The organism is Acidovorax sp. MR-S7 (assembly GCF_000400995.2).
Classification (GTDB): domain Bacteria; phylum Pseudomonadota; class Gammaproteobacteria; order Burkholderiales; family Burkholderiaceae_C; genus MR-S7.
Genome location: NZ_DF238897.1, coordinates 337514 through 351295 on the forward strand (window position 1 = coordinate 337514; position 13782 = coordinate 351295).

11 protein-coding genes are annotated in these 13782 nt (G+C 70.7%); 5 read left to right on the forward strand and 6 right to left on the reverse strand.

All coding sequences use genetic code 11. The annotated features are described in order from the left end of the window. Positions 1-124 precede the first annotated feature (124 nt). Both AVS7_RS03890 and AVS7_RS03895 read left to right on the forward strand, forming a co-directional pair. Positions 125-4939, forward strand: a complete 4815-nt coding sequence (locus tag AVS7_RS03890; RefSeq protein ID WP_020230402.1) for a PAS domain S-box protein — start codon at positions 125-127, stop codon at positions 4937-4939. A gap of 11 nt (positions 4940-4950) precedes the next feature. Continuing rightward, a complete protein-coding gene (locus AVS7_RS03895) occupies positions 4951-6084 on the forward strand; it encodes a two-component system response regulator (protein ID WP_020230403.1) in 1134 nt (377 codons plus the stop codon). A gap of 73 nt (positions 6085-6157) precedes the next feature. Here AVS7_RS03895 and AVS7_RS03900 read toward each other — a convergent pair whose 3' ends face one another. The 4 genes from AVS7_RS03900 to AVS7_RS03915 form a co-directional block, all read right to left on the reverse strand. Continuing rightward, a complete protein-coding gene (locus AVS7_RS03900; protein WP_020230404.1) occupies positions 6158-7072 on the reverse strand; it encodes an inositol monophosphatase family protein in 915 nt (304 codons plus the stop codon). A gap of 90 nt (positions 7073-7162) precedes the next feature. Then, on the reverse strand, positions 7163-7966 hold the full coding sequence (locus AVS7_RS03905; RefSeq protein WP_020230405.1) for an ABC transporter permease: 804 nt from the start codon (positions 7964-7966) through the stop codon (positions 7163-7165). Further along, complete coding sequence (locus AVS7_RS03910; protein WP_020230406.1) at positions 7963-8799, reverse strand: ABC-2 family transporter protein; 837 nt, start codon at positions 8797-8799, stop codon at positions 7963-7965. The genes AVS7_RS03905 and AVS7_RS03910 overlap by 4 nt, the downstream gene beginning before the upstream one ends. Positions 8800-8805: 6 nt before the next feature. After that, a complete protein-coding gene (locus tag AVS7_RS03915; protein ID WP_020230407.1) occupies positions 8806-9663 on the reverse strand; it encodes an ATP-binding cassette domain-containing protein in 858 nt (285 codons plus the stop codon). A 90-nt stretch (positions 9664-9753) separates the two neighbouring features. Here AVS7_RS03915 and AVS7_RS03920 point away from each other — a divergent pair, with 90 nt between their 5' ends. Genes AVS7_RS03920 through AVS7_RS03930 form a run of 3 tightly spaced genes read left to right on the forward strand, consistent with a single transcriptional unit; the run spans position 9754 to position 11999 of the window. Further along, positions 9754-10524 (forward strand): RNA methyltransferase, encoded by a 771-nt coding sequence (locus tag AVS7_RS03920; RefSeq protein ID WP_020230408.1) that lies wholly within the window; start codon positions 9754-9756, stop codon positions 10522-10524. A gap of 31 nt (positions 10525-10555) precedes the next feature. Continuing rightward, positions 10556-11332 (forward strand): serine O-acetyltransferase, encoded by a 777-nt coding sequence (gene cysE / locus AVS7_RS03925; protein ID WP_020230409.1) that lies wholly within the window; start codon positions 10556-10558, stop codon positions 11330-11332. A gap of 7 nt (positions 11333-11339) precedes the next feature. Further along, on the forward strand, positions 11340-11999 hold the full coding sequence (locus tag AVS7_RS03930) for a nitroreductase (protein ID WP_024000908.1): 660 nt from the start codon (positions 11340-11342) through the stop codon (positions 11997-11999). Between the two features lie 60 nt (positions 12000-12059). On the opposite strand, the gene AVS7_RS03935 is transcribed toward AVS7_RS03930, so the two are convergent. Beyond that, complete coding sequence (locus tag AVS7_RS03935) at positions 12060-12878, reverse strand: alpha/beta fold hydrolase (protein WP_020230411.1); 819 nt, start codon at positions 12876-12878, stop codon at positions 12060-12062. 13 nt (positions 12879-12891) lie between these two features. Next, the gene (locus AVS7_RS03940; protein ID WP_020230412.1) at positions 12892-13728 is read right to left on the reverse strand and encodes a proteasome-type protease; all 837 of its coding nucleotides are present in this window, start codon (positions 13726-13728) and stop codon (positions 12892-12894) included. Positions 13729-13782: the final 54 nt, after the last annotated feature.

The following is a 13782-nucleotide window of genomic DNA, read 5'->3' on the forward strand; positions in this document are numbered from 1 at the left end:
AAGACAAGAATGGTTACGTTTTGACATACTGCGCTATCGCCGCTGCGAGGCGGCAATGGCCATGGGAGATTTCCTTTGACGCGCATGACCGCTACGCTGCAGCCCCTTTGCCGGAGCACGGCCCATGGCTGAGCAGCGCGCCGAAGGGCCGGGCGCCCTGGAGGACACGCTGCGCGAAGGCCGCGCGCGCTGGCTGCCGGGCGCGCTGCTGGTGCTGGCCGTGGCGGCCCTGGGGGCCTGGCTGGCGGTGGAGGCCCTGGGGCTCTCGCGCGCCGCGCAGCGCGAGCACGAAAGCGCCTTGCTGCTGCAGCGCACGGCCGACGCGCTCGTGGCCGAAAGCACCAACGGGCCGCTGCTGGGCGCGGTCACCCTGCTGGGACTGAGCGAGCCCACGCTCAAGGCCGTCGCGCAGGGCACGCTGCCGCGCGATGCGCCGCAGGTGCTGGCGCACCTGGGCGTGATACGCGGGCGTTTCCTGGTGAGCGGCGTGTACGTGCTCAACCGCGAGGGCACGATCGTGGCGCACGAGACGGTGGGCCCCAGTTCCACGGGCACGAAAATCGGCGGCTCGCCCATCTTCCAGCGCTCCATGCAGGGCAGCGTGGCGGTGTACCCGGCGCAGGGCATCAATTCGCACGAGCGGGGGCTGTACTACGCGGCGCCCCTGTATGCCGGCAATTCGCTGGCCACCGCCATCGTCGGCGTGGTGATGATCAAGGTGGCGTTCGGACGCGTCGAGGAGCTGCTGCAGCGCGTGGAGCGGCCGGTGCTACTGGTCTCTCCGCAGGGGGTGGTGTTCTCGTCCTCGCGGCCGGAGTGGCTCTTCACCCTGGTGCCGCCGCTCACGCAGGAGCGCATCGACACCGTGCGCGCGATGGGCCAGTTCGGCCGGCAGTTCGACAACGGCAGGGCGTCCGCGCTGCCGTTCCGCACCGATGCGCGCGAGGCCGTGGTCGACAACGTGCGCTACGCCGTGGACCGCCGCAGTTTCGACTGGCAGGACCCCGCCGGGCTGTGGGAGCTGGTGATGCTGGAGGACCTGAGCGGCCTCATGCCGCTGGCGCTGCGCATGCAAGCGGGCGCCGGCGCGTTCCTGGTGCTGGCGCTGGTCGGCGCGATGGGGCTGGACCTGGTGCGCAACCGCCGGCGCATGGCGCAGGCGCAGCAGCGCTTCGCCGTGCTCGGGGCGGCGCTGGAGAACAGCCCCTCGGCCGTGGTCATCACCGACGCGCAGGGCCGCATTGCCTGGGTCAACCCCCAGTACGAGCGCACCACGGGCTACGCGCTGCACGAGGTGGTCGGCCAGAAGCCCTCGGTGATCGCCAGCGGCCAGACGCCGGCCGAGACCTACCGCGAGATGTGGTGCCAGCTCATGGCCGGGCGCCCCTGGCGCGGCCGCTTCGTGAACCGGCGCCGTGACGGCACGCTGTTCCACGACGAGGTCACGCTCTCGCCGGTGTTCGACAAGCAGGGGCGGCGCATCGCCATCGTCGGGCTGCAGGAGGACGTGAGCGAGCGCATCCATGCCGCGCAGGAGCTGGAGCGCCGCGAGCGCCGGCTGAGCGAGCTGCTGGAGCAGCAGCGCGCGATCTTCGACAACGCGCCGCCCATCATGCTGGCCTGCGATGGGCATTTCCGGCAGTTCAACCGCGCGTTCTCCGAGCTCATGGGCGATACGGGCGATGCGCTGGAGGGCGCGCACGTGCGCGTGCTGTTCGGCGGCGATGCGGGCTACGCCGAGTTCCTGGCGAACTACGCGCCCACGCTCGCGGCATGCGGCTCGGTGCGCCTGCAGGCCACGCTGTGCCGCCAGGACGGCACGACCTTCATGGCGCGCATGTCGGGGCGCGGCCTGCGGATCGAAGGGCACCAGAAGGCGTCGCTGTGGGTGATCGAGGACGTGACCGAGGCGCAGCGCGCCGAGGCCGCGATGCGCGAGGCCAACGAGCGCCTGGAGCTGGCCCAGGAGGCGGGCAACGTCGGCGTGTTCGACGTGGACCTGGCCGCGCAGCGCGTGGTGTGGTCCCCGCACCTCACGCGCATGCACGGCATGCCCGAGCGCGCGGCGGGCCGGCGGCTCGGCTACAGCCGCCACTCGTGGATGGGCGTGCTGCACCCGGACGACCGCGCGCGCGTGCAGCTCGCGCTGGACGCCGCCGTGGCCGACCTGCAGCGCGAGCGCTTCCAGGACTCCTGGCGCATCGTGCGCCCGGACGGCGAGGCGCGCTGGATGCTGTGCTCGGCGCGCCTGCTGCGCGACGCGCAGGGCCGCGTCACGCGCGTGATCGGCGTGAACGTGGACATCCACGAACAGAAGCTCCTGGAGGAGCGCGTGGCCGAGCAGCTCACGTTCCAGCAGGCGCTGCTCGACACCGTGCCCGTGCCCGTGTTCTACAAGGACGCGGAAGGCCGCTACCTGGGCTTCAACCGCGCGTTCGAGGAGACGGCCGCGCACAGCCGCGACCAGCTCATCGGCAAGACCGTGCTCGACCTGGACGACGTGCCCCTGGCGCTGCGCCAGGCCCAGAGCGCCGAGGACGCGAGCGTGATCCGCGACGGCGTCACCGTGCACAAGGAGATGCAGCGCCTGCTGCGCGACGGCGAGCTGCACGACACGGCCCACTGGCTGCGCGGCTTCCGCCGGCCCGACGGCACGCCCGGCGGGCTCATCGGCGCGTTCATCGACATCACCGAGAGCAAGCGTGCCCAGCAGGCGCTGCGCGAGGCCAAGGAGGAGGCCGATGCCGCCAGCCGCGCCAAGAGTGAGTTCCTGGCCAACATGAGCCACGAGATCCGCACGCCGCTCAACGCCATCATCGGCATGTCGCACCTGGCGCTCAAATCGGGGCTGGACGAGCGCCAGAGCGGCTACGTGGTGCGCATCCAGCAGGCGGGCCAGCACCTGCTGGGCGTGATCAACGACATCCTGGACTTCTCCAAGATCGAGGCCGGCAAGCTCGCGCTCGACCTGCGCCCCTTCACGCTCGACCGCATGCTCGAGGGCGTGGCCGACGTCGTCGCTTTCAAGGCCGGGGCCAAGGGGCTGGAGCTGGTGCTGGACGTGGCGCCCGACGTGCCGCCCCTGCTCGTGGGCGATGCGCTGCGGCTGGGGCAGATCCTCATCAACTTCGCCAACAACGCGGTCAAGTTCACCGAGCGCGGCGAGATCCACATCCTGGTGCGCCTGGAGCAGGACGAGGGCGCACGCGTACTGCTGCGCTTCGAAGTGCGCGACACCGGCATCGGCATGACCGGCGACCAGATGCAGCGGCTCTTCCAGAGCTTCCAGCAGGCCGACAGCTCCACCACGCGGCGCTACGGCGGCACAGGGCTGGGCCTGGCCATCTGCAAGCGGCTGGCCGAACTCATGGGCGGCGAGGTGGGCGTGCGCAGCGAATGGGGGCGCGGCTCGGCGTTCTGGGCCATCGTGCCGCTGCTGCGCGGCGAGACAGGCGTGCGCTCCTTGCCCTTGGCCGGGCTGCGCGAGCGGCGCGTTCTGGTGGTGGACGACAACCTCACCGCCGCCCAGGTGCTGGTGGACATGCTGCAGGCCATGGGCCTGGAGGCCGCGCAGTCCCACGGCGGAGAAGAGGCGCTGCAGGCCCTGAGCGCGGCGGCGCAGGCGCAGCGGCCCTACGGCCTGCTGCTGGTGGACTGGCAGATGCCGGGCATGGACGGTATCGAGCTGGCGCGCCGCATCCGCGGCCTGGGCCTGCCGCACGTGCCGCAGATGCTGATGGTGACCGCCTATGGCCGCGAGGAGGTCATGCACGCGGCGCGCAGCGAAGGCATAGAGGTCGTGCTCATCAAGCCGGTGAGCGCCTCCGTGCTCCACGACACGCTGATGCAGCCTTCGGCGCACGGCTGGCGGCCCAGCCCGCGCAGCGCGCAGGAAGGGCTGCAGCCGCCCGAGCCGCCGCCCGGGCTGTGCGGCGCCTACGTGCTGCTGGTGGAGGACAACGAACTCAACCAGCTCGTCGCCATGGAGCTGCTGCGCGAGGCCGGCGTGCGCGTGGACGTGGCGCCCAACGGCCAGGAAGCCCTGGAACTGGCTGCACGCGCCAGCTACGACGCCGTGCTCATGGACATGCAGATGCCGCTGATGGACGGCGAGACCACCACGCGCCTGATGCGCGCCGACCCGCGCCACGCGCGCCTGCCCATCATCGCCATGACCGCGCACGCCATGGAGGCCGACCGCCAGCGCTGCTTCGACGCGGGCATGAACGACCACGTGGCCAAGCCCATCGACCCTGCAGTGCTCTGGGCCACCCTGCTGCGCTGGGTACCGCAGCGCGCGGCGCAGGCGCAGGCGCCCGCCCCGGCAGCGGACGAGGAAGGGCCGGAGCCGCCCCACGGCGTGCCCGGGCTGGACACCGCGCTGGGCCTGCAGCGCGCGCTGGGCCGGCGCACGCTCTATGCCGACATGCTGCGGCGCTTCGTGGACGGGCAGCGCACCACCGTGCAGACGCTGGCGCAGGCCCGGGCCGCGGGCGACTGGACGCTGGCCGAACGCACGGCGCACACGCTGCGCTCGGTGGCGGCCAACATCGGGGCACAGGCGCTGTCGCAGCAGGCCCAGGCGCTGGAGCAGGCCCTGCGCGAGCGGGCGGACGCGGCGGCCCTGCAGCAGGCGCTGGCCGGCACACTCGCCCCGCTGCTGCAGGCGTTGGAGTCCTGGGCGCGGGGCGCCGCGCAGCGGCCCGGCGCCGAAGGCCCCGCGCGGGCAAGCCCCGCCGTGGTGCGCGGCCTGCGCGGCCTGCTGCTTGCCGACGACCCGGCCGCCGTGGACTACCTGCGCCAGCACGAGGAGGCGTTCACGCACCTGCTCGGCACGCATTTCGAGGCGCTGCACCGCAGCGTGCGCAGCTTCGCGTTTGAACAGGCCCTGGAATTGCTTGACACCGCCACGGCGTCGCCAGCGCCCGAGACTTCCTGAGGACACCCCCCATGGACCACCAGCCCCTGCTGAACGACCCCGCGGCCCGCCTCGTCGAGAAGCCGATCGCCACCGTGCTCGTGGTGGACGACACGCCCGACAACCTCACGCTCATGGCCAGCCTGCTGCAGGGCCACTACCGCGTGAAGGTGGCCAACGGCGGCGAGAAGGCGCTGCGCATCGTGCGCTCCGACGCGCCGCCCGACCTGGTGCTGCTGGACATCATGATGCCGGACATCGACGGCTACGAGGTCTGCCGCCAGATCAAGGCGCAGGAGGGCACGCGCCACATCCCGGTGATCTTCCTCACCGCGCGCTCGGACACCGACGACGAGCGCGAGGGCCTGGCCCTGGGCGCGGTGGACTACATCACCAAGCCCATCAGCCCGCCTATCCTGCTCGCGCGCGTGGCCACGCACCTGGCGCTCAAGGCCACGGCCGACTTCCTGCGCGACAAGAGCGTCTACCTGGAGCGCGAGGTGGCGCTGCGCACGCTGGAGGTGCAGGCCATCCAGGACGTGACCATCATGGCCATGACCTCGCTCGCCGAGACGCGTGACAACGAGACGGGCAACCACATCCGCCGCACGCAGCTCTACGTGCGCACGCTGGCCGAGCGGCTGCGCCACCACCCGCGCTTCGAGGCCGTGCTGAACGACCGCATGATCGAGCTGCTCTACAAGTCCGCGCCGCTGCACGACATCGGCAAGATCGGCATTCCCGACAGCATCCTGCTCAAGCCCGGCAAGCTCACGGTGGACGAGTTCGAGGTCATGAAGACCCACACCACGCTCGGCCGCAGGGCCATCGAGGACGCCGAGCGGCGCCTGGGCATGCGCGTGGCCTTTCTCAGCGTGTCCAAGGAGATCGCCTACAGCCACCAGGAGAAGTGGGACGGCTCGGGCTATCCGGAGGGCCTGCGGGGCGACGACATCCCCGTGTCGGCCCGCCTCATGGCCGTGGCCGACGTGTACGACGCGCTCATCAGCAAGCGCGTGTACAAGCCCGCGTTCTCGCACGAGCAGGCCTGCGCCACCATCGTCAAGGGGCGCGCCACGCACTTCGACCCGGACATGGTGGACGCCTTCGTCGAACTGGCGGAGGACCTCCGCGCCATCGCCCAGCGCTATCCGGATCCTGACTGAAGTTTTAAGTGAAAAGTGCCTCCAGCGCTTGCTGGGAAAGCGCTGGCAGCTATCAATGCAGTAGCAATGGAGCTTATTCGCCGCCGTCGCCGTCCGCCGCGCCAGCGTCGTTCGCAGGCGCCTCGGGCGGTGCATCGCCTTCCTCGGTGGCCTGGCGCACGGCCGCCTTGTCGCCCGCGCTGGCGAACTTGCTGTACTTGCCCAGCAGGCCCACGAGCTGCCCGTAGATGCGCGGCGAGCCGGCCAGGCACTCGCGCTGCTCCAGGTAGTCGGCCTCGCCCGTGAAGTTGCCCACCAGGCCGCCGGCCTCGGTCACCAGCAGGCCGCCCGCGGCCACGTCCCAGATCGACAGGCCCGTCTCGAAGAAGCCGTCCGTGAAGCCCGCGGCCACATAGGCCAGGTCCAGCGCCGCGGCGCCGGGGCGGCGCAGGCCGGCGGTGCGCTGCATCACGTCGCCCATCATCGCCATGTACTGCTTGAAGTTGTCGCCCGGGCGGAACGGGAAGCCCGTGGAGACCAGGCACTCGCCCAGGCGCGTGCGCTTGGACACGCGGATGCGCCGCTCGTTGAGGAAGGCGCCGCGCCCGCGCGTGGCGGTGAACAGGTCGTTGCGCGTGGGGTCGTAGACCACGGCGTGCTCCACCTTGCCCTTGACGGCCAGCGCGATGCTCACGCAGTAGACGGGAAAGCCGTGGATGAAGTTGGTCGTGCCGTCCAGCGGGTCGATGATCCAGACGTAGTCGGAATGCCTGGCGCCGCGCTCGGAACCCGATTCCTCGGCCAGGATGCCGTGGCCGGGGTAGGCGGTGAGCAGTGTCTCGATGATGGCCTGCTCGCTCGCGTGGTCCACTTCGGTCACGAAGTCGTTGATCTGCTTTTGCGAGATGCGCACCGCCTCCACGTCGAGGGCCGCGCGGTTGATGATGGCGCCGGCGGCGCGTGCGGCCTTGATGGCCACGTTGAGCATGGGGTGCAGATTGGACGACATAAATTGTGAGGAAGGAGCGGGGGAGGGCTGCCCGGCGATGCGGGCGCGCAAAGGCGGCATTTTAGCCTCGGACGGTATTTCCGTGCTGCGTCAGCTGCCGGTCGAGGCGTAATGGAGCACCCCGAGGCGCCACGCGCCAAAGGCTGCCCCGAGGAAGGCGAAGCCCGCCAGCGGCGATGCCCAGCCCACCCACGCGGGCGCCCCCAGCGGATCGGCCCGGCCCAGGATCGCCAGCACCGGGTAGTAGGCGACGCAGGCCAGCGGCACCGCGAAGGTCAGCAGGTGCCGGAACCAGCGCGCATACAGGGCCAGCGGGTACTGCGCGGCCTCCACGCCGCCGTAGGTCAGCACGTTGGCGACCTCCAGGCTCTCCACGGTCCAGAACGACAGCGTGCCCTGCAGCACCAGGATGCCCAGGAACAAGGCCACGCCGCCCGCGAGCGCGAACAGCGCCAGGGCGATCGAGGCCGGCGTCCACGCGATGCCCGCCTGCACCGTGGCGAAGGCCACCACCATCAGCCCCTGCGCCAGGCGCCCGAGGCGGCTGATGCGCACGTCGTGCCCCATCAGCTGCAGCGCCAGGGGGCGCGGGCGCAGCAGCAGCCGGTCGAACGCGCCGGTGCGCAGGAACTCCGTGCCCAGCACGTCGAAGCCGCGTCCCAGGGCGTCGGCGATGGCGAACATGCAGTTGACGAGCCCATAGAACAGCGCCACCTCGCCGATGCGCCAGCCCTGCACGTCGCCGAAGCGCTGGAACAGCGCCCAGACCGCCACCACCTCGATGCCCGTGGCGAGGAACTGGCCCAGCGTGAGCATCAGCGCCGAGGCCGGGTAGCGCGCCTGGCCGCCGAGCGAGGCCATGGCGAGGCGGGCGAAGAGGGCGAGCGAGCTCATCCGCCCTGCACCTCGAGCCGGCGCAGGGTGCGCCGCATGGCCGCCCGCCCGAGCGCCACCAGCAGCACGGTCCACCCGCATTGCAGCCCGAGCCCCGCCAGCGCCTGCGCGCCGGCGAGCTGCCCGAAATAGATGCGCGCCGGAATGTCCATCACGCCCGCCAGCGGCTGCAGCAGCAGCGCCGTCTGCCAGGCGTCGGGCAGCAGCGCCAGCGGCAGCAGGTTGCCCGAGAGCACGATGACGGCGGGCACCGCCAGCGCGTTGATGCCCCGCTCGTTGAGCGCGGCCGCCGCCGCGATGTTGAGCAGCATCACCAGCGACGCCGACAGCAGCAGCGCGAGCAGCGCCGATGCGGCGAAGCCCAGGGCCGCCGCCATGCCAGCCGGCGGCTGCCAGGCCCAGTCGTGCAGCCCCATGAGCGGCAGCGCCAGCCCCGCGAAGGCCGCCATCAGCGCCACGCGTGGCAGCACGCGCGCCGCGATCCAGCCGGCCGAGCGCACGAACCACAGCGCATAGGCATCCACCGGCCGCAGCCGGTCGTACGCTACCGATCCGGTGCGCACGGCCTGCGCCACCTCGGGGTCGCCGGTCCACGGCAGCAGCGCCAGCAGGCCCTGCGCGAGCCAGGTGTAGGTGATGGCCTGGGCGAGCGACATCGGCGCGTCCGCCGCCGCCGCGCCGGCGTAGAACGCGGCCAGCACCATCACCTTGATGCCGCCCCACCAGCACTGCGTGGCGAAGCCCGCATACGCCGCCGTGCGGTACTGCAGCATCTGCAGAAAGCGCGACGCGAAGGCGGCGCGGTACGGGCGTAGCAGTTCCTGCGGCGTCATGGCGGATCAGGCTTCCGAGGCGTTGTGCATCGCGTAGAAACGCGCGATGACGGCCTCGATGGTCATGCCCTCGTCCTCCGCATCTTCGGGCAGGCCATCATGAAGCCGGCGCGCGGCCACGACCTGCGCCCGCAGCGCCTCGACCGCGCAGTCGGCCAGCACCCGGCCGTGGCCGATCACGATCACGCGCTCGGCCAGCGCCTCGACGTCGTGCATGTCGTGCGTGGTCAGCAGCACCGTGGTGCCGCGCTCGCGGTTGGCGCGGAGGACGAAGTCGCGCACCGCGAGCTTGGAGGGGGCGTCCAGGCCGATGGTCGGCTCGTCGAGGAACAGGATGTCGGGTTCGTGCAGCAGCGCCGCCGCAATCTCGGCGCGCATGCGCTGGCCCAGCGAGAGCTGGCGCACCGGCTGGTCGAGCAGGCGCTCCAGGTGCAGCAGCGTCACCAATTCGTCCCGCGTGCGGGCGAAGCGCGCGGGGTCGACGCGGTAGATGTCGCGCAGCAGCGCGAAACCGTCGCCCACCGGTAGGTCCCACCAGAGCTGCGTGCGCTGGCCGAACACCACGCCGATGCGCGCCACGTGCTGCTGGCGGTCGGCGAACGGGTCGCGCCCGTCGATCTCCACGCGGCCGCCGTCAGGCCGCAGGATGCCCGCGAGGATCTTGATGGTGGTCGATTTGCCCGCGCCGTTCGGGCCGATGAAGCCCAGCAGCTCGCCGCGCTGCAGCTCGAACGACACGCCGGCCAGCGCATCGACCGTGCGGTAGCGCGGCCGCACCAGCGCCCGCAGCGCGCCGAGCACGCCGGGATCGCGCTCGTGGATGCGGTAGGTCTTGCGCAGGTGGTGGACGGAGATCTGGGGCATGGCGGCGGAAAAATGGGGGGCGAATGCTACACGAGAAGTCCGCCACCCTGCGGCGACAATCGCGGATTCGCCCGCTTCGCGCCGCCCGCCATGAAAACCCGCTTCATCCTGATCCACACCAGCCATGCCGGCAACGTGGGCGCCGCCGCGCGCGCCATGAAGACCATGGGCTTCGACGACCTCGTGCTGGTCGCGCCGCGCTGGCCCAACGTGCTGCGCAAGGAGGAAACCATCCAGCGCGCGAGCGGCGCGCTGGACGTGCTGGAGAACGCGCGCATCGTCGAAACGCTGGACGAGGCCCTCGATGGCATGAGCCATCTGTGCGCCACCGCGATGACGCCGCGCGACTTCGGCCCGCCCACGCGCACGCCGCGCCAGCATTTCGAGATGCTACGGAAAAAAGAGCTGCCCGCGCTTGATGGAAAAGCGCTGGAGGCCGATTCGGCTCAGGAAACCGGCGTGGCCTTCCTGTTCGGCTCCGAGCGCTTCGGCATGGCCAACGAAGACGTGTACCGCTGTAACGTGGCGCTCTCCATTCCCACGAATCCGCGCTTCGGCTCGCTCAACCTGGGCGCGGCCATCCAGGTCATCGCGTACGAGTGGCGCCAGGCGCTGGGCGGCTTTCCCGCGCCGGATTCCGCGCCGCAGGGCGAGCGCGCCGACGCCGCGCAGGTGGCAGGCATGCTCGCGCACTGGGAGCAGGCGCTGACGGACATCGGCTTTCTCGACCCCGCCGCGCCCAAGAAGCTCATGCCGCGCTTGAACCAACTTTTCAACCGCGCGCAACCGACCCAGGAGGAAATCCACATCCTGCGCGGTGTCGCAAAAGCCATGACGCAGGCCGCAAGCCCCAAACGATAGACTGGCGCCCCTCTATACGAATAACCACCCGATGCTTGCCCGCCTGCGTTCCGACATCCAGTGCATCCTCGACCGCGACCCTGCCGCGCGCAGCACGTGGGAGGTGGTCACCTGTTATCCGGGCCTGCACGCGATCTGGCTGCACCGGCCGGCGCACTGGTGCTGGACGCACGGCTTCAAGTGGCTGGGGCGCTTCATCTCGCACTTCGCGCGCTGGTTCACGGGCATCGAGATCCACCCCGGCGCGAAGATCGGCGAGCGCGTGTTCTTCGACCACGCCATGGGCGTGGTGGTGGGCGAGACGGCCGAGATCGGCGACGGCTGCACCATCTACCAGGGCGTGACGCTGGGCGGCACCTCGCTCTACAAGGGCACCAAGCGCCACCCCACGCTGGGCAAGGATGTGGTGGTGAGCGCCGGCGCCAAGGTGCTGGGCGGCTTCGAGGTGGGCGACGGCGCGAAGATCGGCAGCAACGCCGTGGTCATCAAGCCCGTGCCCGCGGGCGCCACGGCCGTGGGCATCCCGGCGCGCATCATCCCGTCGAAGGAAGGGCAGAGCGCCGACGTGACCGAATCCGCCCGGTTCAGCGCCTACGGCGTGGAACAGCAGCAGCAGGACGACCCCGTCACCCAGGCCATGCGCGGCCTGATCGGCACCGCCGCCACGCAAGAGCACCAGATCGCGCTGCTGTGGCAGGCCATCGAGAAGCTCTCTGCGGTCCAGAAAGCCGCCGACTGCGTGCCATGCGACGCGGCGACGAAAGAACGCTTCGAGGCCGACAAGCTCAACGACATCATTGGAAAGTAAGCCCCCCATGAACGTTTCAGACGCCTTGCGCCAGCGCCGCTCCGTGCGCGCCTTCCTGCCCGATGCGCCTCCCGCGCCGCTCGTGCAGACCCTGCTGCGGGAGGCGGCCCAGGCTGCCTCGGGCGGCAACCTGCAGCCCTGGCGCGTGGTGGCGCTCACGGGCGAGCCGCTGCGCGCCGTGCTGGATGCGGTGGCCGCCGCCGTGCCTGAAGACGGGGCGAACAACGTCTCCTACCCGCCCGACCTGTGGGAGCCCTACCGCACGCGGCGATTCGCCAATGGCGAGGACCTGTACCGCACCCTGGGCATCCCGCGCGAGGACAAGGCCGCGCGCCTGCGCCAGCTGGCGAAGAACGCCGAGTTCTTCGGCGCGCCCGTGGGCGTGTTCGTCTGCGCGGACGAGCGCATGGGCCTGCCGCAGTGGGCCGATCTGGGCATCTACCTGCAGTCGCTGATGCTGCTGGCCGTGGAGCACGGCCTGGCCACCTGCCCGCAGGGCTTCTGGCGCCGCTACGAGGGCACGCTGCGCGAGGCGCTGCGGCTGCCCGCGCCCTACCGCGTGGCCTTCGGCGTGGCGCTGGGCTACGAGGACACGGCCGCGCCCATCAACGCCCTGCGTGCGGGCCGCGCCCCCTTCGAGGAATGGGGCGAGATGCGCGGATTCTGATTGCTACCGAAAAGTGAGCTTCTGGCGCTTTCTGGATAAGCGCTGGGGGCCGAAAAGGCTTCAGGTCTTTCGCTCCAGCGACTGAAGGTTCAGCAGCGTGGCTTCGATGGCCGCGGCCGTCGCCAGCGGCTGCTCCATGGGAAAGAGGTGGCTGCCGTCGAGCATCATCACGCGCCCCTGGGTGATGCGCTGCGTCATGGCCATGCCCACCTGGCGCATCTCCACCGAATCGCGCCCGCCGATGAAGGCGGCCGGGCAGCGCAGCGGGTGCGCGCGCAGCAGGGCGGCGAGGTTGTGCGGCAGGGTGTTGTAGATCTGCGTTTCCACTGCGCGGTCGAAGGCCAGCACGCGCTTGCCCTCGTGGTCGCGAAGGCCGTGGGTCACGTAGTCGTGCAGCACGCGCGGGTCCCAGCGCGCGAAGGCTTTCTTGCGGCGGAAGTGCTCCAGCGCCTCCTGCGTGCTGTCCCAGGTGTTGCGCCGTGCGCGGCTCACGCGGCCTGGCGACACGGAGCCGACCACCTGCGTCTGCTTGGCCACGCCTAAAGCGCTGGCGCGCCAGCCGCCGATGAGGGGCGAGTCGATCAGCACCACGCCGCGCGCCAGCTCCGGGTGGCGCGCTGCGGCCATCACGCTGAGGAAGCCGCCGAGCGAATGGCCGACCAGGAAGGCCTGCCGCCCGGTGCGCTGCTGTTCGCGCGCGGCGAAATCCGCCAGGTGCTGCACCAGGTGCGGCCAGTTGTTGGTGACGGGGTACTTCTCGTCGTGCCCGTAGCGCTCCACGGCGCTGACCTCGAAGCCCCGCTCGCGCAGGTGCTTGAACAGCACGCGGTAGGTGCTCGCCGGAAAGCTGTTGGCGTGGGAGAAGACGATGGCGGCCATGGCGCGGGCCCCTTCAGATGAGCTTGTCGCGCGGGTTGGTGATTTTCTTGAGTGGCCGGCTGCGCGCGGGCTCCACGCGGATCGGCACGTCGGTGGTGCCGCCGTTCCAGGCCGGGTCCTCGATGCTGTCGAAGACCTGGCGCAGCTTCTCGCCCCAGCGGCTGTGCAGCATGCGGAAGTAGGGGTTGTTCTCGTCGATGCAGACGATGCGGTCGGTCGCCAGGCGCCCTTCCTCGTACACCACCAGGTCCAGCGGCAGGCCCACGGACAGGTTGGACTTGAGCGTGCTGTCCATCGACACCAGCGCGCACTTGGCGGCTTCGTTCAGCGGCGTGTCGGGGGTGAGCACGCGGTCCAGCACGGGCTTGCCGTACTTGGACTCGCCCACCTGGAAGTAGGGCGTCTCGGCCGTGGATTCGATGAAGTTGCCGGCCGAGTAGACCTGGAACAGGCGCATGCCCTCGCCCTTGATCTGGCCGCCCAGCAGCAGCGAGACGTTGAAATCCACGCCCGCGCGCTGCAGCGCCGCGCCGTCGCGCTCGTACACGCGGCGCACGGCGGCGCCGGCCAGGCGGGCCACGTCGAACATGCTGGTGGCGCTCCAGATGGTCAGCGGCGCGTCGCCCTTGCCGTCGCCCGCGTCGTGGAGCTGCTGCACCTGCAGGATCTCGCGCACCGACTGCGAGATGCTCAGGTTGCCCGCCGACAGCAGCACCATGAAGCGGTCGCCCGCCTTCTCGTAGACCATCATCTTGCGGAAGGAGCTGATCTGGTCCAGGCCGGCGTTGGTGCGGGAGTCGGAGAGGAAGACCAGTCCGGCGTTGAGCTTGATGGCGACGCAGTACGTCATGGGTGGGGCTGAAAGACGAAAACGCGCAAGTGTAGGGCTTTACCTGCGCTTCAC